Raw genomic sequence first — 17055 nt, 5'->3', positions numbered from 1 at the left:
GGCGAGCGCTGCGCGCCCGCGTTTCAATCGGAGGTGGTCCCGATCATGCGTCACTTACGTCTTCCCCTGACCCACGCGCACCCGCTCGACGCCGCGCCGCGTCCGCCCGCACCGGACCGGCCGCGGCGCGGCGCGAGCTGGCTCGTGTCGCCGTCCGTCGCGGTGCTGGTGCTGTGGATGTCGATCCCGCTCGCGATGACGGTGTGGTACTCGTTCTCGCGCTACAACCTGCTCAATCCGGACGTGAAGGGCTTCGCCGGATTCGACAACTACCGCTTCCTCGCGACCGATCCGGCGTTCCTGCCGGCGATCTGGCACACGCTCGTGCTGATCGGCGCGGTGCTCGCGATCACCGTGGCCGGCGGCGTGCTGATGGCGGTGCTGTTCGACCGCAAGTTCTACGGGCAGGGCATCGCGCGCCTCTTCGCGATCGCGCCGTTCTTCGTGATGCCGACCGTGTCCGCGCTGATCTGGAAGAACATGATCCTGCATCCGGTCTACGGGCTCGTCGCGAACGCGATGCGCGCGCTCGGCATGACGCCGGTCGACTGGTTCGCCGACTACCCGCTGACCGCGGTGATCATCATCGTCGCGTGGCAGTGGCTGCCGTTCGCGTTCCTGATCCTGTTCACCGCGATCCAGTCGCTCGACCAGGAGCAGAAGGAAGCGGCGCGCATCGACGGCGCCGGCCCGGTCGCGATGTTCTTCTACATCACGCTGCCGCACCTGAAGCGGGCGATCGCGGTCGTCGTGATGATGGAGACGATCTTCCTGCTGTCGATCTTCGCGGAGATCTACACGACGACGGGCGGCGGCCCCGGCAACGCGACGACCAACCTGTCGTACCTGATCTATGCGCTCGGCCTGCAGCAGTTCGACGTCGGCCTCGCGTCCGCGGGCGGGATCATCGCCGTCGTGGTCGCGAACGTCGTGTCGTTCTTCCTCGTGCGGATGCTCGCACGCAACCTGAAAGGGGAGTACGAACAATGAGCGACCTGACTCTCGATGCCGGCCGCCGCGTGTCCACTGTATCCGCCGCGTTCGGCCGCGTGCGCCGCGCGGTGCCGGGCCTGCTGGCATGGCTGATCGCGCTCGCGCTGTTCTTCCCGATCTTCTGGATGGCGCTCACGGCGTTCAAGACCGAGCAGCAGGCGTACGCGTCGACGCTGTTCTTCATCCCGACGCTCGACAGCTTCCGCGAGGTGTTCGCGCGCAGCGACTACTTTTCGTTCGCGTGGAATTCGGTGCTGATCTCGGCCGGCGTGACGGCGATCTGCCTGCTGTTCGCGGTGCCGGCCGCGTACGCGATGGCGTTCTTCCCGAACCGCCGCACGCAGAAGGTGCTGCTGTGGATGCTGTCGACGAAGATGATGCCGTCGGTCGGCGTGCTCGTGCCGATCTACCTGCTGTGGAAGAACGCGGGCCTGCTCGACAGCGTGTCGGGGCTCGTGATCGTCTACACGCTGATCAACCTGCCGATCGCGGTATGGATGACGTTCACCTACTTCAACGAGATCCCGAAGGACATCCTCGAGGCGGGGCGCATCGACGGCGCGTCGACGTGGCAGGAGATCGTCTACCTGCTGCTGCCGATGGCGCTGCCGGGGCTCGCGTCGACCGCGCTCCTGCTCGTGATCCTGTCGTGGAACGAGGCGTTCTGGAGCATCAACCTGTCGAGCTCGAACGCGGCGCCGCTGACGGTGTTCATCGCGTCGTATTCGAGCCCGGAAGGGCTGTTCTGGGCGAAGCTGTCCGCCGCGTCGCTGCTCGCGGTCGCGCCGATCCTGATCGTCGGCTGGCTGTCGCAGAAGCAGCTCGTGCGCGGGCTCACGTTCGGGGCGGTCAAATGAACGGAACGCGCAACGAAGGCGTGCTGATCTGCGATTGCGACGGCGTGCTGATCGACAGCGAAGCGGTGGCCGCCGACATGCTGGTGCGCGAGCTCGAAGCGCGCTGGCCCGGCGTCGACGCGCGGCCCGCGGTGATGCCGCTGCTCGGGCTGCGGATCGAGCGCGTGCTCGCCGGCGCGGGCGACGCGCTCGGCCGCACGCTGGGCGACGCGGACGTCGGCGCGATCCGGCGCGCGGTCGAAGCCGCGGCGGTGAACGCGCCGGCCGTCGACGGCATCGCAGCAGCCCTCGACGCGATCACGCTGCCGATCGCGTGCGCGAGCAACAGCTACCGCGCGTACGTCGAGGCCGCGCTCGCGCGCACGGGCCTCAAGCGCTTCTTCGGCGAGCGGCTGTTCTGCGCGGACGCCGTCGCGCGCCCGAAGCCCGCGCCCGACGTGTATCTCGCGGCCGCGCATGCGCTTGGCGTCGCGCCCGCGCAATGCCTCGTCGTCGAGGACAGCGCGACCGGCATCACCGCGGCGGCCGCGGCCGGCATGACCGTGCTCGGCTTCGTCGGCGCGGGGCATGCGTCGCCCGCGCAGGTCGATGCGCTGCGCGGCATCGGCGCGCGCCACGTATTCGACGACATGCACGAGCTGCCCGGCTACGTCGCGCGCTGGCAGGCGACGGGCGCGGTGCTGCCGCATTGAGCAACGCGCCGCCCGCGGGCGGCGCATCACGAATCGAACATCGAACGGAGACATATCATGGCAAGCGTGCTCCTGCGCAACATCGCGAAGCGCTACGAGGACAACGAAGTGCTGCGCAACGTGAACCTCGACATCGCCGACGGCGAGTTCGTCGTATTCGTCGGGCCGAGCGGCTGCGGCAAATCCACGTTGATGCGGATGATCGCGGGGCTCGAGGACATCTCGAGCGGCGACCTGCTGATCGACGGCGCGAAGGTCAACGACGTGCCGAGCGCGAAGCGCGGCATCGCGATGGTGTTCCAGTCGTATGCGCTGTATCCGCACATGACGCTGTACGACAACATGGCGTTCGGCCTGAAGCTCGCCGGCGCGAAGAAGCCCGAGATCGACCAGGCGGTGAGGCAGGCCGCGAAGATCCTGCACATCGACCATCTGCTCGACCGCAAGCCGAAGCAGCTGTCGGGCGGCCAGCGGCAGCGCGTCGCGATCGGCCGCGCGATCACGAGGAAGCCCAAGGTGTTCCTGTTCGACGAGCCGCTGTCGAACCTCGACGCGGCGCTGCGCGTGAAGATGCGGCTCGAGTTCGCGCGGCTGCACGACGAGCTGAAGACGACGATGATCTATGTGACGCACGACCAGGTCGAGGCGATGACGCTCGCGGACAAGATCGTCGTGCTGTCGGCCGGCAGCGTGCAGCAGGTCGGCACGCCGAACGCGCTCTACCACGCGCCGGCGAACCAGTTCGTCGCGGGCTTCATCGGCTCGCCGAAGATGAACTTCCTGCGCGGCACGGTCGAAGCGGTCGATGCGCTCGGCGTGCTGGTGCGCTTCGACAGCGGCGAGACGCAGCGCGTGTCGGTCGATGCGGCCGGGCTGCAGCGCGGCGCGGCGGTGACGGTCGGCGTCCGGCCCGAGCACCTGAAGGTCGGGGCGGGGGCCGACGGCGTCGCCGCACGGACGATGGCCGTCGAGTCGCTTGGCGATGCCGCGTACCTGTACGCGGAATCGGCGGTCGCGCCGGACGGGCTGATCGCGCGAATTCCGCCGCTCGACACGTATCGCACGGGCGAGGCGCTGCGCGTGCGGGCGGAAGCCGACCACTGCCATCTGTTCGACGGCGAAGGGCGTGCATTCCGGCGCCTGAGCCCGCACGCGAAGGCCGCGTGACGACCTGAGGCGGCCTGAATCGCTACGGTTTTCCGGCGGGGAGGCCGGCGCAAGCGGGGCGGCAGGTTCGGCGCGAGTCTGCGCCGCAGTGTCAGGACGCCAGGGCTTCCAGCGCTGCCCGCGCGCAGGTCTCGTCGGTGACGAGCCCCGACAGCCAGCCGCCGCGCAGCGCGGCGATCACCGCGTCGCGCTTCTTCGGTCCGCCCGCGAACGCGATCGTCGGGCGCTTCGGCGGCGTGTCGAGCGACACGCTCGTCACGCGCGCGCTCGTCGACGCGGCGATCCGGCGGCCCTGCGCGTCGATCGGCACGCCGAGCAGTTCGGCGACTGCGCCGAGCGCGATCATCTCGTCGCGCTCCTGTTCGGTGATGAAGCCGTCCTCGTAAAGCGGGCAGTGCGTGCCGATGTTGCCGATGCCGACCAGCGCGACGTCGGCTTCGCCCGACAGCGCCTCGACGATCCGGTACAGCCGGTGATTGCACCACTGCGCGCGTTCGGCGCCGCTGTCCGCGAACAGCGGCGCGGGCAGCAGGAAGTGCTTGCCGCCCGTCTTCTCGGAGATGTCCTGCGCGACGTCATAGCGGTTCGACGAGCCGTCGGCGGCGATCGCGCCGACCATCGACACGAGCCGGTGCTGCGGCCGGTCGATCTGCGCGATCTGCGCGACCGCGGCCTTCAGCGTGCGGCCGCTGCTGACCGCGATCACCATCGGCCGCGTCTCGTTCAGGTAGCGCTCCATCACCTGCGCGCCGGCGACCGCGAGCTTGCGGTCGATCGCCTCGGGCGCGTCGTCGTCGACCGGCACGACTTCGCACATCGACAGGCCGTAGCGTTTCGACAATTGCGTGCCGAGCTCGAGACAGTCGGCGAGCTGGTGATCGACGCGCACGCGGATCAGGTTCTTCTCGACCGCGAACGCGACGAGGCGCTGCGCGACCGGGCGCGACACCTGGAGCTTCTCGGCGATTTCGTTCTGCGTGTCGCCCGCGACGTAGTAGAGCCACGCGGCGCGGGTGGCGAGATCGAGTTTTTCTGAGGACTTGGGCACGATAGCGATTGAATTCGGATCCTGGCGGGCCGACCGGCGGCGCATGGGTACGCACTGTACCGCACTCGCCGCCGCGGCCGGCCCGCGCGTCGGTCAGTCAGGCGAGCCGCGCGCGCGACGGCTCGTAGAGCGGGCGCACGTGCCGGTACAGCGCGCGGAACGCGGCAAGGCGCTCGCGCAGCGCCGCATGGCGCGCGGCGTCGGGCGCGTATTCGGCGCGCACCGGCGGCTTGCCCAGCACCGCGTGCGGATCGCCGCCGACCGCGAGCCAGCCGAGTCGCGCCGCGCCGAGCGCAGCACCCGTCTCGCCGCCGCCGTGCTGGCGGGTGCGCACGTTCAGCGCGTCGGCGATCAACTGCGCCCAGAACGCGCTGCGTGCGCCGCCGCCGATCAGCGACAGCGCGCCGGTCTCGACGCCGGCCGCATGCAGCGCGTCGAAGCCGTCGGCAAGGCCGAGCGTCACGCCTTCGAGCACCGCGTAGCCGAGATGCGCGCGTTCGGTCGCATGGGTCATCCCGAAGAACACGCCCTGCGCGTACGGATCGTTGTGCGGCGTGCGCTCGCCGGACAGGTAGGGCAGGAACAGCGGCGCGGTGGCCACCGTGCCGGCGTCGAGCGCCTCGACTTCCGCGAGCAGCGTCGGCTCGTCGGTGCCGGTCAGCTTGCAGACCCAGCGCAGGCAGCTCGCCGCCGACAGCACGACGCTCATCAGCTGCCAGCGGTCCGGAATCGCGTGGCAGAACGCGTGCACCGCGGACGCCGGGTTCGGCATGAAGCGGTCGCCGACGACGCTCAGCACGCCGGACGTGCCGAGCGACACGAAGCCGTCGCCCGCGTGGATCGCGCCGATGCCGAGCGCGCTCGTCGCGTTGTCGCCGCCGCCGCCCGCGACCACGACGGCTTCCGACAGCCCCAGCTCGCGTGCGACGTCGGCGCGCAAGGTGCCCGACGGCGCGTTGCCTTCGACGATCCGCGGCATCTGCGCGCGCGTCATCCCGCACGCGGCGAGCAGCGCGTCGGACCAGTCGCGGCGCGCGACGTCGAGCCACAGCGTGCCTGCGGCGTCGGACGGATCGGACACCTTCGCACCCGTCAGCTGGAACCGCAGGTAGTCCTTCGGCATCAGCACGCAGGCCGTCGCCGCGAACAGGTCGGGTTCGTGCTTCGCGACCCACAGCAGCTTCGGCGCGGTGAAGCCGGGCATCGCGAGATTGCCGGTGAGCGCATGCAGGTCCGGCGCGCGTTCGGTGAGCAGCGCGCATTCGTCGGCGCTGCGCATGTCGTTCCACAGGATCGCGGGACGCAGCACGCGATCGGCGCGGTCGAGCAGCACCGCGCCGTGCATCTGGCCCGACAGCCCGATGCCGCGCACCTGCGCGAACGCGTGCGGATGACGCTCGCGCAACGCGGCGAGCGCGGCGCGCGTGCCGCGCCACCAGTCGTCCGGATGCTGTTCGGCCCAGCGCGGGCGCGGCCGCGACACGCTGAACGGCGCGCCCGCGGTGCCGACGACCGTGCCGTCCGGGGCGAGCAGCAGCACCTTCACTTCCGAGGTGCCGAGGTCGATGCCGAGATACATGTGCGATCCGTTCCGTCAGGGAGGAGCCGCTACTTTAGCCGCGCGGGTGCGGGCGTGCCAATGCCGGCAGACCCGACGCGCGGCCGGACGCCGGCGCGCTCAGCGCTGCGCGAGCCACGAGTCGACGCGCGCGAGGCCGGCGCGCACCGCGTCGACGAGCGCGGCGTTGCCGGCGAGCGCCCCCCACAGCTGGCGCTGCGCGCACAGTGCGGCGACCGGGTCGTCAGCCGATACGATCGCGCGCGCGGCGCCTTCGTCCATCACGCCGTCCTGGTATGCATACGGCAGCGCGCCGCGCGCCCAGCGGTCGAGGAAGCGCAGGAACAGCGCGGGCAGCACCGCGGTCGCGACCGGCGCCGCGCCGCGCGCGACGCATTCGGCGAGCGTCGGCGCGATGAAGCCGGGCAGCTTCGAGAAGCCGTCCGCGGCGACCCGCTGGTTGGTGTCGAGCACGTACGGGTTGCCGAAGCGCTCGAGCACGACGTCGCGATAGCGCGCGAGATCGAGCGGGCTCGGAGTGAGGCACGGGATCACGTCGTGCGTCGCGTAGTCGTGCGCGAAGCGGCGGATCGCCGCGTCGTGCGTGCCTTCGTGGATGTACGTATGGCCCGCCAGCGTGCCAGCCCAGGCGATGCAGCTGTGTGTCGCGTTGAGCAGGCGGATCTTCGCTTCCTCGTACGGATGCACGTCGTCGACGAGCTCGGCGCCCGCCAGCTCCCATTGCGGCCGGCCGGCCGCGAAGCGGTCCTCGATCACCCACTGGATGAACGATTCGCCCATCACCGCGCACGCGTCGTCGACGCCGGTCGCCGCGCGCACGCGCTCGCGCACGTCGGCGGTCGGGCGCGGCGTGATCCGGTCGACCATCGCGCTCGGACAAGCGACGTGCGCGTCGAACCAGTCGAGCAGGTCGCGCGCGCCGCGCCGTTCGAGGAATTCGCGCATTCCCGCGCGAAAGCGCGCGCCGTTGCTGCGCAGGTTGTCGCAGCTCTGCAGCGTGAGCGGGCCCGCGCCGCGCTTCATCCGCTCGGCGAGCAGCGCGGCGAGCGCGCCGTACAGCGTCGTGCGCGCGCCCTGCAGGTCGGCCGCGAGATCGGGGTTCGCGAGGTCGAGCCGGTTGTGCTCGTCGAGGTAGTAGCCGCCTTCGGTGACGGTGAACGACACGATCCGGCACGCGGGGGCCGCGCCGGCGTCGATCAGCGCGGCGAGATCGATCGACCACGGCAGCACGCGCGTGATCGCGCGGATCGTCTCGTAGGCGCGCTCGCCTTGCGGCGTGACCGTCTCGAGCGTGTACGCGCCGTGCTGTACGGCCAGCGCGTCCATGGTCGCGCGCATGTCGTTGCGGATGTTGCCGACGACCAGCGACCAGCGCTCGGCGGCCGGCACGGCCGCGTTGACGCGATGCAGGTACCACGCCTGGTGCGCGCGGTGGAACGATCCGGCGCCGATGTGCAGCAGCACGGGCGCGCGGGCGGGCGACGACTCGCTCATCCGTAGTCTCCTTCCGGCGGCCGCGCATGGCGATGCCGGATCATTTGCTCGTTGTGTGAGCGAATGATCGTATTCGGGCGAGCGAAAGTCAAGGCGAGTTCGCGGCTTTTCGATGGTGCGCTGCGGCGGCGCGCGCTCAGGCGGCTTCGCGGGTCAGCGCGACGAGCTGTTCGAGCAGCTTGACGGCGGGGCCGGGCAGGATGCCGTGGCGGCGGGTGAGCCGGCCCGCACGCCGTCACGACGGTCATGACGGCGCGCGGGCGAGCGGGGGGAGTTACAGCGTCGTGCGCACGTGCCAGAGCTCGGGGAACAGCACGACGTCGAGCATCTTGCGCAGATACGGCGCGCCGCTCGTGCCGCCCGTGCCCTGCTTGAAGCCGATGATGCGCTCGACGGTCGTCACGTGCCGGAAGCGCCACTGGCGGAACGCGTCCTCGAGATCGACCAGCTCTTCGGCCATCTCGTACAGCTCCCAGTGCTGCTGGGGATTCCGGTACACCTCGAGCCACGCGGCCTCGACGGTGTCGTCGTGCTGCGTCGGCTGGGTCCAGTCGCGCTCGAGCCGCGATGGCGCGATGGGGAAGCCGCGCCGCGCGAGCAGGCGCACGACCTCGTCGTAGAACGACGGCGCCTCGAGCGTCGCGCGCACCTGTCCGAGGATGTCCGGCCGATGCGCATGCGGCTGCAGCATCTGCGGGTTCTTGTTGCCGAGCAGGAATTCGAGCTGGCGGTACTGGTACGACTGGAAGCCCGACGACTGGCCGAGATACGGCCGCATCGCCGAATACTCGGACGGCGTCATCGTCGCGAGCACGTTCCACGCCTGCACGAGCTGCTCGAAAATGCGCGACACGCGCGCGAGCATCTTGAACGCGGGCGGCAGCGCGTCGCGATGGACCGCGTCGAGCGCCGCGCGCAGCTCGAACAGCGCGAGCTTCATCCACAGCTCGCTCGTCTGATGCTGGATGATGAACAGCATCTCGTTGTGATCCGGCGACAGCGGGTGCTGCGCCTCGAGGATCTGGTTCAGCGACAGGTAGTCGCCGTAGCTCATCGACTTCGAGAAATCGAGCTGCGCGTTGTGCCAGCCGGCTTGCTCGCCGGCTCCGCCCGGCACGTGCGGCGCTTCGTGCGCAGGGTGTGCGGGGTCTGCGGTACGCGCGCCCGAGAACGGGCAGCCCGCCGGCGCGTCGCTGCCGGGCGCCTGCATATGACCAGAATTCACGACTTTCTCCAGGATTGAATGGGGGCAGGGCGCTCGGCCCGTGCTGCGCGGCTCGGCGCGTGCGCAGCGCACGCGCCGGCCGGCCGATCAGGATCAGGTCACCGCGCCGCGCGTGGCGAACTCGGGCGCTTTCCATGCGCCGGTGTCGAGGATGTCGCGCAGCGTCTCGACGGCGTCCCACACGTCGGCGAAGCGCGTATAGAGCGGCGTGAAGCCGAAGCGCAGCACGTGCGGCTCGCGGTAGTCGCCGATCACGCCGCGCGCGATCAGCGCCTGCATCACCTCGTAGCCGTGCGGATGCTCGAAGCTCGCCTGCGAGCCGCGCTGGTGATGGCTGCGCGGCGTGACGAGCTTCAGCGAATGCCCCTCGCAGCGCGCCTCGACGAGCGCGACGAACGCGTCGGTCAGCGCGAGCGACTTGCGGCGGATCGCGTGCATGTCGGTCTGCAGGAACACGTCGAGCCCGCATTCGACCATCGACATCGACACGATCGGCTGCGTGCCGCACAGGAAGCGCGCGATGCCGGGATCGGGCGCGAACTCGGGCTGCATCGCGAACGGCGCGCGGTGGCCCCACCAGCCGGACAGCGGCTGCGAGAAATGCGCGTGATGGCGCTTCGGCACCCACACGAACGCGGGCGAGCCGGGGCCGCCGTTCAGGTACTTGTACGTGCAGCCGACCGCGCCGTCCGCGCGCGCGCCGTTCAGGTCGACCGGCACCGCGCCCGCCGAATGCGCGAGATCCCACAGCATCAGCGCGCCCGCATCGTGCACGAGCTGCGTGACGGCCGGCATGTCGTGCATATAGCCGGTGCGGTAGTTCACGTGCGTGATCATCGCGACCGCGGTGTCCTCGCCGAGCGCGTCGGGCAGGTCGGCCGGATCGTCGATCAGGCGCAGTTCGTAGTCGCCGCCGAGCTGCGCGATCAGCCCCTGCGCGATGTACAGGTCGGTCGGGAAGTTCGAGCGCTCCGATACGATCACGCGGCGCCCGGGCGTGCGTTCGGCCTGGTAGCGCAGCATCGCGGACAGCAGCTTGAACAGGTTGATCGAGATCGTGTCGGTGACGACGGTCTCGTCCGGCGCGCCGCCGATCAGCGTCGCGAGCTTGTCGCCGAGGCGGCGCGGCAGCGCGAACCAGCCGGCGGTGTTCCAGCTGCGGATCAGGCCGTCGCCCCATTCGGCGCCGATCACCTGCTGCGCGCGGGCGGCCGACGCGCGGGGCTGCGCGCCGAGCGAGTTGCCGTCGAGGTAGATCACGCCGTCGGGCAGCGCGAACTGGTCGCGCAGCGGGGCGAGCGGGTCGTCGCGGTCGAGCGCGAGCGCATCTTCACGGGTCTTGATCATGATGGTCGGGGTGGTGGTCGAGGGTTCAGTCGGTGCGGCCGGGCAGCGCGCGCAGCACGGCGCGCACGGGGCTCGCGTCGAGCGTCGCGAGCTTGAGCGGCAGCGCGATCAGTTCATAGTCGCCGGCCGGCACGGCGTCGAGCACGATGCCTTCCAGGATCGCCATCCGGTGCGCGCGGATACGGCGATGCGCATCCATCGTCTTCGATTCCTGCGGATCGAGCGACGGCGTATCGATGCCGATCAGCTTCACGCCGTGTTCGGCGAGCAGGTCGATGGTGTCGGGCGCGACCGCGCAGAAATCCGCATCCCATTGCGCGACGGGCGCATGCGCATAGGTGCGCAGCAGCACGCGCGGCGGCACGGCGTCGAGCGCGGCCGCGACGTCGGCCGGCGTGACGACGGGGGATGCGCCGACGCAGTGGATCACGCGGCACGGGCCGAGGTAGGCGTCGAGCGGCACCGCGCCGATCGGCGCGCCGTCGGCGTCGTAGTGGAGCGGCGCGTCCGTGTGCGCGCCGGTATGCGGCGACAGCGTCAGGCGCGCGACGTTGACGGGCGAGCCCGCCTCCATCCGCCAGACGCGTTCGACGGTGACCGGCGTGTCGCCCGGCCACACGGGGGTGGCGGGGTCGACCGGCGGCGAGATGTCCCAGAGGGTGTCCATGGCATGACGAAGCAGCGAAATGATGCTTCGCATGATAGGCGGACGCTCGCAAAAAGTGCTTGCGAAATAGGCATGGACAAACCGCCAGATTGGCAGATAATTCGAATCAGAGAGAAAACGGAGACCAAAAATGCACGCGATCACGCTCGACGCCACCGACTGCCGGATTCTCGCGGTCCTGCAGGAGGAAGGCAGAATCAGCAACCTGGATCTTGCCGAACGGATTTCATTGTCGCCATCGGCCTGCCTGCGGCGCATGCGCCTGCTGGAGGACCAGGGCGTGATCGAGCATTACCGCGCCTGCCTGAGCCGGGAGAAGCTCGGCTTCGAGCTGGAGGCGTTCGTGCAGGTGTCGATGCGCAACGAGCAGACGCAGTGGCACGAACGGTTCGCCGAGGAGCTGCGTGAATGGCCGGAGGTCGTCGGCGCGTTCGTCGTGACGGGCGAGAGCCATTACCTGCTGCGGGTGCTCGCGCACAACCTCAAGCACTATTCGGATTTCGTGCTGAACCGGCTGTACAAGGCGCCGGGCGTGATGGACATCCGTTCGAACATCGTGCTGCAGACGCTGAAGGACGAGGCGGGCGCGCCGGTCGTGCTGGCGCGCACCGGCGCGATCAAAGCCGTGTGAGGCCGTGGAAGCCGCCGCCGTGGAACACGAGCGGCGCGGTTTCGGCGGCATCCGGATGCACGCCGCAGCGCTCGACCTCGCCGACGAAGATCACGTGGTCGCCTTCGTCGTAGCGGCTGCGGTTGTGGCACTCGAACCACGCGATCGCGCCGTCGAGCACCGGCATCCCCGAGTTGCCGGCCGCGTGCGCGATGCCCTCGAAGCGGTCGCCCTTGTAGGTCGAGAAGCGCTTGCACAGGTCGAGCTGCGACGCCGCGAGCACGTTGACGACGTAGTGGCTGTTGCTGCGGAACACCGGCATCGACGCCGACTTGTGCGCGAGGCTCCACAGCACGAGCGGCGGGTCGAGCGACACCGAGTTGAACGAGCTCGCGGTGATGCCGATCAGTTGCCCGGACGGCGCGCGCGTCGTGATCACGGTCACGCCGGTCGCAAACTGGCCGAGCGCCTGCCTGAACGCGGCAGCGTCGAAATTCGGCGGCGTTGCGCGGCTCATCGGGCGGCCATCCGGAACGGGGCGCGCGAGCGTGGCGCGCGGCGGGTGATACGGGCGAAGGGCGGGGCGAAGGGCGACAAGGCGGTCAGTCTGGAAATGGAGCGCATGGCGCGATTTTAGCGGAATCGCCCGCGGCGGGACGCAGCGCGCATTGCTGCCGCCGCAATCCCGTCATCCGCGTGGACGAACCCTAGCCCGCCGCGCCGAGCCCGAGCGACAGCGCGCCGATCAGGATCAGGCTCGATGCCCAGAGCGCATCGAGGTTGAACCAGCTCCGCGATACGAACTTCAGCCCGAGGTAGCGGTAGACGAGCCACGCGAGCAGCCCGCCGGCGGCGAGCATCGCGGCGGCGTGCGCGGTTGCGACGACGAGCGCCATCCCGAGGTTCGCGTTGACGAGCGCCGTCGCCGCCCGGTGCCCCGGGTCGATGTCGATCCCGCAGAGCCCGAGATAGATCGGCACCAGCATCAGCCCCGCGCCGTGCGCGATCGCCACCGCGAACGACCAGAGCCCGAGCCGCGACGGCGGGATGCGCGCGAGGATCCGCGGGTGGCGTGGCCGGAGCAGCAGGAAGGCGCCGCAGGCGATCACGAGCACGCTCGCGCCGATCCGGATCGGCGCCTGCCACGCGACGAGCGCGGCGAGCGCCGCGAACGGCAGCATCATCGTGAACACCGACAGCGCGTGCCCGAGCGCGAGATAGCCGAGCGCCGCGAGCAGCGCGCGGCCGTTGCGCGCCATCAGTCCGTTCGACACGGCCAGCGGCCATCCCATCGCGGGATTGAACCCGTGATAGAGGCCGCTTGCCAGCACCGCGGACCAGAGACCGACCTGGGCCGTGACGTGGCCGCTCAAGATCTGACCGACGGATAGCAAAACGAATCGGTCGAGCAGTCGCCGCCTTCGAGCCGGATCTGGTGCGCGCGGTAGCCGTCCGGAAACGCCACCCAGTAGTCGTCGACGAGCTTCAGGCCGCCGTCGGGCCCGGCGTGCGCCATCACCTGCGCGCCGGGCACGCCGTCGGGGTAGAACTGGTCGTCCCACGTCGAATAGAGCGAGTTGGTCCAGTAGACCCGCTTGCCGTCGCGGCTGATCTCGACCATCTGCGGGCCGCCCGCGAACGTCTTGCCGTTCGGATGCGGCGTGCGCCGCACGATGCCGCCGATATGCACCGATCCCGCGAGCTTCGGCTTGCGCGGGTCGGTGACGTCGTACTGGCGCATTTCGCCGGTGCCCCAGCAGGACACGTAGAGGAAGCGGTCGTCGAGCGACAGGTCGATGTCGGTCACGAGCGGCGGCACCGCGCCGAACGGTTTCAGCAGCGGCGGCAGCTGGTCCGCGGGCGCGGGCTCGGCCGGGATCGTCGCGGTCTTCTCGATGTGGAACCGGCCGTCTTCGCGCCACCAGGTCCAGATCGAGCCTTCGAGGTTCGTCGTGTCGATCACGACGCCGAGGAAGCCGTATTCGCGCGCGGGGTCGTGCGCGGGCCGTACTTCCAGCGCCATCTGGTGCTGCGCGCCGAGGTCGATGGTCTGCACGTTGCGCCGCGCGCGCAGGTCCCAGAAATGCAGCCGGTGCCCGTAGCGATTCGCCAGCAGTTCCTCGGGGACGATGCCGTTCTCGAATTGCGGCGGCAGCGCCCATTCGCTCGACACCATGTAGTCGCGCGGCAGGTTCCACCAGAAGTCGTAATGCTTGTCCTGCGTGCCCCGGTCGATTTCCCAGCGGCCGACGACGTCGAAGGTCTCGCAGTCCATGATGAAGATGCCCGGCTGTCCGTCCATGCCGTCCTTGCCGGCGCCGCCAAGCGTGCTGACGTAGATCCCCTCGGGGCCGCAATGGACCGTGTGCGGCCGCGAGTAGCCGGTCTTGCTGAACACTTCGTCGGGCTCGATGATCTTGTGGATGCGCGCCTGGGTCGGGTGCGGATGCGTGTCCACGACGTAGATGCGCGACGAGCGCAGGCCCGGAATGATCAGGAAGCGGCGCTGGAGAAACGCGTGGCCGGTGAGCGGCGACAGCGCCGACGAGCACGCATTCCAGCCGAAGTGATGGAATTCGTCGCCGCTGGTCGGCATCGTCACCGTATGCACGATCTGGCCGTAGGTCTCCGAGCCGGGCTTCACGTCGATCACGGCGAGCGCGTCCGGCTGCGAAAAGTCGGGGCTCAGCAGCAGCGTGTACGCGAAGGATTCAGCCGGCGCGCGCATCGCGAGTTCCGGCGACGCGTGAAACGTCGGGTCAGGCCGCATGGTCATGGTAGTGCCCTCGTTATGGTATTGGAGCGCCCGACGCGGGATTGCCGACGACGGGCGCGGTTGTCATGCGAAACGGCCGGACGGGGTTGCCGCCGCGACCGAACGGAGCTGCCGGCAGCCGCGACGCTCGCGTGCGAGACGGGCGGCGCCTTCCATCCAGAAGCGAAAACGATGACGTGTACCGGGTGAAGCGTCGACGCTTGGCCGGTTGCGGCGCGACGTTGCCGCCGGCCGGCCAGGGCTCGATCGAGCCGGTGATGCGAGGGGTGTTCGCTGAGGCATCCGGAACGCTGCCGCGGCGAACGATGATGCATCAGGGTGGAGCATGGAGCGATCACGGCGGAAGGGATGATCGTTCTTCCTGGCCGAGTGTGGGCTAGTGTAGTCGAGAATCGACGGCGACGGGTTCGCCGCGATGCGCGGGCGCCCGTACTCAACGGCTATTTGATTTGAGGGGGGAACGAAATGCTTGAAACCGCGATTCCCGAGGGTGGTTGTTTCTGGGGTGTCCGATGTGTCCGGGACAAGTTCAGGGTGTCGATGGTGAGGTCGCCGGCAACTCTTTCAGACGGCAATTAGAGCATCAACGATTGATGAACGGCACAACAGCCAGCCTTGCTAACAAGACGATTGGCATCCAAACCGATTCTCGATTCTCATTTGAGATTGTCATATGCACTGCCTGCAGCATAATCATCGCAAAATTAGGGTAATATGGGCCGCAGGCCCTAGGGCCGACTGACCACACCAACACGATGAACTACGGGGTAAGCATGAAGTTCAAGCAGTCCAAGTATCTACTGGCCCTGGTGCCATTCGTTCTCACGGCCTGTAGTGGTGCTCCTGGGGATGATGATTTGAGGGGTGCCATGAAGGCTCAAGCCTCTCAATTGCAGTCGAATCCCTTTACTGCACCTATGGCGGAAATGGTGTTGAAGAATCTTGACAAGCTGCATCTTGTCGACTGCAAGAAGTCTGACCTTGGCGGTTATCAATGCGATATGAGCGGTGGCATGGGTAATGTTCAAAGCATTCGCATGGTTAAAGATCAAGGCAAGTGGGCTATTGCTCAATAATTAAACGTCGCAGTTAAATTCGATTCTATTGGGGGCGGAATTTCCGTATTCAACGCGGGTTGAAAATTACACGGACGGTCGAACGAAGCGATCCTCGTAGAGGATCGCGAACGGGTTCATAGCCGCCTTCCAATCGTGCGCAGCACGGCCCCAATCGGCAGTGATGTTGCGCGACACGGAGCTGACCGTCGGGAATTCCTGCCTCCACGGTCCGTCGTCAAATGCATCGAGTTCTGCCTGAGCCGCTTCCGCGTCGGGCGCGATGTAAATCGGGCGAATCGCTGAAGCCAGCCCCCTGCGGTCTTTCCGGCTCGCGTAATCGAGGCCGTTGCGGGACGCAGGTCTGCAGCGCGGTTGCCGGAAACACGACCGCCAGTGCTTCGGGCATGCCCTTGAGGCCGATCAGGGTGTCGTTGACGCCACGCGTCCTGAGATCGTCGAACACCTTCATCCGGAACTTGGCGCCTTCGGCGCTTTCGATCGACAAGCCCAGGATATCGCGCGTACCGTCGGGCAGAACGCCCACCGCGAGGTAGATCGCATGGTTGCGCGCCACGGCGTCTTCGCGAATCTTGACCCGCCGCGCGTCAAAGAACATCAGCGCATACATGGGCTCGAGTGGCCGGGCCTGCCAGGTGGTCGCTTCGGCCATGACCTCATGTGTTTGGGAATCGGCAGCGGTTCGGCGCTGCCGTCGCGGTCGCGAGGCACCTCGATACGGATCGGACCGTCCTCGGTCAGGACCCGCTTGGCTTTCGGCTTGCGACGCATGCATTCTCCTTGTGGGAGCATCATATGCGTTGAGCACGGAATGGCTGACAGGCCTACCTTGCGGGTTGCCATGAAAGGCAGTCATCCTATGGGCGAATTGATGGGCAAGTTCTACCCGAATTCGCCTGTCGCGGGGGAATGTTCGGTCGCCGGAATTCCTGCAACTACTTGATTTTACGGTGAATGATATGAGTGAAGTGGCAACGCTGGGCGGTGGATGCTTCTGGTGCACGGAAGCGGTGTTTCTCGACGTCGACGGCGTGACGGCGGTCGAGTCCGGCTACGCGGGCGGCCATACCCGCAATCCGGGCTACCGTGACGTGTGCGACGGCGACACCGGGCACGCGGAGGTCGTCAACGTGACGTTCGACCCGGCGCGCATCGGCTATCGCGAGATCCTCGAGATCTTCTTCGCGACGCACGATCCGACCCAGCTCAACCGGCAGGGCAACGACGCCGGCACGCAATACCGGTCGGCAGTGTTCACGCATTCGGACGCGCAGCGCGACACCGCGCTCGACGTGATCCGCGAGCTCGAGCGCGAGCAGGTGTTCGCGCAGCCGATCGTCACGCAGGTCGTGCCGCTCGACGGCAATTACTGGCCGGCCGAGGACTATCACCAGAACTACTATGCGCAGAATCCCGGCCAGGGCTATTGCGCGGTCGTGATCGGGCCGAAGCTCGCGAAGTTTCGCCAGAAGTTCGCGCACCGGCTGAAGTCGTCGCGCGGTGCGTGAACAGGTCCTTCCATAG

16 protein-coding genes and 1 pseudogene are annotated in these 17055 nt (G+C 68.4%); 7 read left to right on the top strand and 10 right to left on the bottom strand.

Annotated elements, in window-relative coordinates; translation table 11 throughout:
- The first annotated feature begins 45 nt into the window (after positions 1-45).
- Genes ACFIMZ_RS15885 through ACFIMZ_RS15870 form a run of 4 tightly spaced genes read left to right on the top strand, consistent with a single transcriptional unit; the run spans position 46 to position 3709 of the window.
- Positions 46-990 (top strand): carbohydrate ABC transporter permease, encoded by a 945-nt coding sequence (locus ACFIMZ_RS15885; RefSeq protein ID WP_431820331.1) that lies wholly within the window; start codon positions 46-48, stop codon positions 988-990.
- On the top strand, positions 987-1850 hold the full coding sequence (locus tag ACFIMZ_RS15880) for a carbohydrate ABC transporter permease (RefSeq protein WP_431820330.1): 864 nt from the start codon (positions 987-989) through the stop codon (positions 1848-1850). The genes ACFIMZ_RS15885 and ACFIMZ_RS15880 overlap by 4 nt, the downstream gene beginning before the upstream one ends.
- A complete protein-coding gene (locus ACFIMZ_RS15875) occupies positions 1847-2542 on the top strand; it encodes an HAD family hydrolase (protein WP_431820329.1) in 696 nt (231 codons plus the stop codon). The genes ACFIMZ_RS15880 and ACFIMZ_RS15875 overlap by 4 nt, the downstream gene beginning before the upstream one ends.
- Positions 2543-2599: 57 nt before the next feature.
- Positions 2600-3709, top strand: a complete 1110-nt coding sequence (locus ACFIMZ_RS15870) for an ABC transporter ATP-binding protein (RefSeq protein ID WP_431820328.1) — start codon at positions 2600-2602, stop codon at positions 3707-3709.
- A 91-nt stretch (positions 3710-3800) separates the two neighbouring features.
- Here ACFIMZ_RS15870 and ACFIMZ_RS15865 read toward each other — a convergent pair whose 3' ends face one another.
- The 6 genes from ACFIMZ_RS15865 to kynB all read right to left on the bottom strand — a co-directional run bounded on the left by ACFIMZ_RS15865 (position 3801) and on the right by kynB (position 11069).
- Positions 3801-4802, bottom strand: a complete 1002-nt coding sequence (locus ACFIMZ_RS15865; protein ID WP_431820327.1) for a sugar-binding transcriptional regulator — start codon at positions 4800-4802, stop codon at positions 3801-3803.
- Positions 4803-4854: 52 nt separating this feature from the next.
- Positions 4855-6336, bottom strand: coding sequence for a xylulokinase (xylB, locus tag ACFIMZ_RS15860; RefSeq protein ID WP_431820326.1), 1482 nt, complete (start codon positions 6334-6336; stop codon positions 4855-4857).
- A gap of 99 nt (positions 6337-6435) precedes the next feature.
- Complete coding sequence (gene dalD, locus ACFIMZ_RS15855; RefSeq protein WP_431820325.1) at positions 6436-7830, bottom strand: D-arabinitol 4-dehydrogenase; 1395 nt, start codon at positions 7828-7830, stop codon at positions 6436-6438.
- Between the two features lie 274 nt (positions 7831-8104).
- Positions 8105-9040, bottom strand: coding sequence for a tryptophan 2,3-dioxygenase (gene kynA, locus ACFIMZ_RS15850; protein WP_431822515.1), 936 nt, complete (start codon positions 9038-9040; stop codon positions 8105-8107).
- Positions 9041-9148: 108 nt separating this feature from the next.
- Positions 9149-10402 carry a kynureninase gene (kynU, locus tag ACFIMZ_RS15845; RefSeq protein WP_431820324.1) on the bottom strand — a complete coding sequence of 418 codons (1254 nt, stop codon included), beginning with the start codon at positions 10400-10402 and terminating at the stop codon, positions 9149-9151.
- A gap of 25 nt (positions 10403-10427) precedes the next feature.
- Complete coding sequence (gene kynB, locus ACFIMZ_RS15840; protein ID WP_431820323.1) at positions 10428-11069, bottom strand: arylformamidase; 642 nt, start codon at positions 11067-11069, stop codon at positions 10428-10430.
- A gap of 130 nt (positions 11070-11199) precedes the next feature.
- Here kynB and ACFIMZ_RS15835 point away from each other — a divergent pair, with 130 nt between their 5' ends.
- Entirely contained in the window at positions 11200-11700 is a 501-nt protein-coding gene (locus ACFIMZ_RS15835; RefSeq protein WP_010090865.1) for an Lrp/AsnC family transcriptional regulator, read from the top strand.
- On the opposite strand, the gene ACFIMZ_RS15830 is transcribed toward ACFIMZ_RS15835, so the two are convergent.
- The 3 genes from ACFIMZ_RS15830 to ACFIMZ_RS15820 form a co-directional block, all read right to left on the bottom strand.
- Entirely contained in the window at positions 11687-12196 is a 510-nt protein-coding gene (locus tag ACFIMZ_RS15830) for a flavin reductase family protein (protein ID WP_431820322.1), read from the bottom strand. The genes ACFIMZ_RS15835 and ACFIMZ_RS15830 overlap by 14 nt on opposite strands.
- A 190-nt stretch (positions 12197-12386) precedes the next feature.
- Positions 12387-13052 (bottom strand): hypothetical protein, encoded by a 666-nt coding sequence (locus ACFIMZ_RS15825; RefSeq protein WP_431820321.1) that lies wholly within the window; start codon positions 13050-13052, stop codon positions 12387-12389.
- Positions 13049-14455 carry a selenium-binding protein SBP56-related protein gene (locus ACFIMZ_RS15820; protein WP_431820320.1) on the bottom strand — a complete coding sequence of 469 codons (1407 nt, stop codon included), beginning with the start codon at positions 14453-14455 and terminating at the stop codon, positions 13049-13051. Before ACFIMZ_RS15820 ends, ACFIMZ_RS15825 begins: the two co-directional genes overlap by 4 nt.
- 773 nt (positions 14456-15228) lie before the next feature.
- Here ACFIMZ_RS15820 and ACFIMZ_RS15815 point away from each other — a divergent pair.
- Positions 15229-15531 carry a hypothetical protein gene (locus ACFIMZ_RS15815; RefSeq protein WP_431820319.1) on the top strand — a complete coding sequence of 101 codons (303 nt, stop codon included), beginning with the start codon at positions 15229-15231 and terminating at the stop codon, positions 15529-15531.
- Positions 15532-15597: 66 nt separating this feature from the next.
- Here ACFIMZ_RS15815 and ACFIMZ_RS15810 read toward each other — a convergent pair.
- Positions 15598-16299, bottom strand: a pseudogene (locus tag ACFIMZ_RS15810) (transposase); the annotation flags it as partial.
- A 191-nt stretch (positions 16300-16490) separates the two neighbouring features.
- Here ACFIMZ_RS15810 and msrA point away from each other — a divergent pair.
- On the top strand, positions 16491-17039 hold the full coding sequence (msrA, locus tag ACFIMZ_RS15805) for a peptide-methionine (S)-S-oxide reductase MsrA (RefSeq protein WP_431820318.1): 549 nt from the start codon (positions 16491-16493) through the stop codon (positions 17037-17039).
- The last annotated feature ends 16 nt before the right edge of the window (positions 17040-17055 follow it).

Source organism: Burkholderia sp. F1 (assembly GCF_050813845.1).
In the GTDB taxonomy this organism is placed as follows: domain Bacteria; phylum Pseudomonadota; class Gammaproteobacteria; order Burkholderiales; family Burkholderiaceae; genus Burkholderia; species Burkholderia ubonensis.
This window is presented reverse-complemented; position numbering and strand designations above follow the sequence as displayed.

What these genes read in the sequence shown, in the direction of transcription:
- ACFIMZ_RS15885 (WP_431820331.1), top strand. Translation starts at nt 46, where the DNA reads ATGCGTCACTTACGTCTTCCCCTGACCCACGCGCACCCGCTCGACGCC.
- ACFIMZ_RS15880 (WP_431820330.1), top strand. Translation starts at nt 987, where the DNA reads ATGAGCGACCTGACTCTCGATGCCGGCCGCCGCGTGTCCACTGTATCC.
- ACFIMZ_RS15875 (WP_431820329.1), top strand. Translation starts at nt 1,847, where the DNA reads ATGAACGGAACGCGCAACGAAGGCGTGCTGATCTGCGATTGCGACGGC.
- ACFIMZ_RS15870 (WP_431820328.1), top strand. Translation starts at nt 2,600, where the DNA reads ATGGCAAGCGTGCTCCTGCGCAACATCGCGAAGCGCTACGAGGACAAC.
- ACFIMZ_RS15865 (WP_431820327.1), bottom strand. Translation starts at nt 4,802, where the DNA reads ATGCGCCGCCGGTCGGCCCGCCAGGATCCGAATTCAATCGCTATCGTG.
- xylB (WP_431820326.1), bottom strand. Translation starts at nt 6,336, where the DNA reads ATGTATCTCGGCATCGACCTCGGCACCTCGGAAGTGAAGGTGCTGCTG.
- dalD (WP_431820325.1), bottom strand. Translation starts at nt 7,830, where the DNA reads ATGAGCGAGTCGTCGCCCGCCCGCGCGCCCGTGCTGCTGCACATCGGC.
- kynA (WP_431822515.1), bottom strand. Translation starts at nt 9,040, where the DNA reads ATGCAGGCGCCCGGCAGCGACGCGCCGGCGGGCTGCCCGTTCTCGGGC.
- kynU (WP_431820324.1), bottom strand. Translation starts at nt 10,402, where the DNA reads ATGATCAAGACCCGTGAAGATGCGCTCGCGCTCGACCGCGACGACCCG.
- kynB (WP_431820323.1), bottom strand. Translation starts at nt 11,069, where the DNA reads ATGGACACCCTCTGGGACATCTCGCCGCCGGTCGACCCCGCCACCCCC.
- ACFIMZ_RS15835 (WP_010090865.1), top strand. Translation starts at nt 11,200, where the DNA reads ATGCACGCGATCACGCTCGACGCCACCGACTGCCGGATTCTCGCGGTC.
- ACFIMZ_RS15830 (WP_431820322.1), bottom strand. Translation starts at nt 12,196, where the DNA reads ATGAGCCGCGCAACGCCGCCGAATTTCGACGCTGCCGCGTTCAGGCAG.
- ACFIMZ_RS15820 (WP_431820320.1), bottom strand. Translation starts at nt 14,455, where the DNA reads ATGACCATGCGGCCTGACCCGACGTTTCACGCGTCGCCGGAACTCGCG.
- ACFIMZ_RS15815 (WP_431820319.1), top strand. Translation starts at nt 15,229, where the DNA reads ATGAAGTTCAAGCAGTCCAAGTATCTACTGGCCCTGGTGCCATTCGTT.
- msrA (WP_431820318.1), top strand. Translation starts at nt 16,491, where the DNA reads ATGAGTGAAGTGGCAACGCTGGGCGGTGGATGCTTCTGGTGCACGGAA.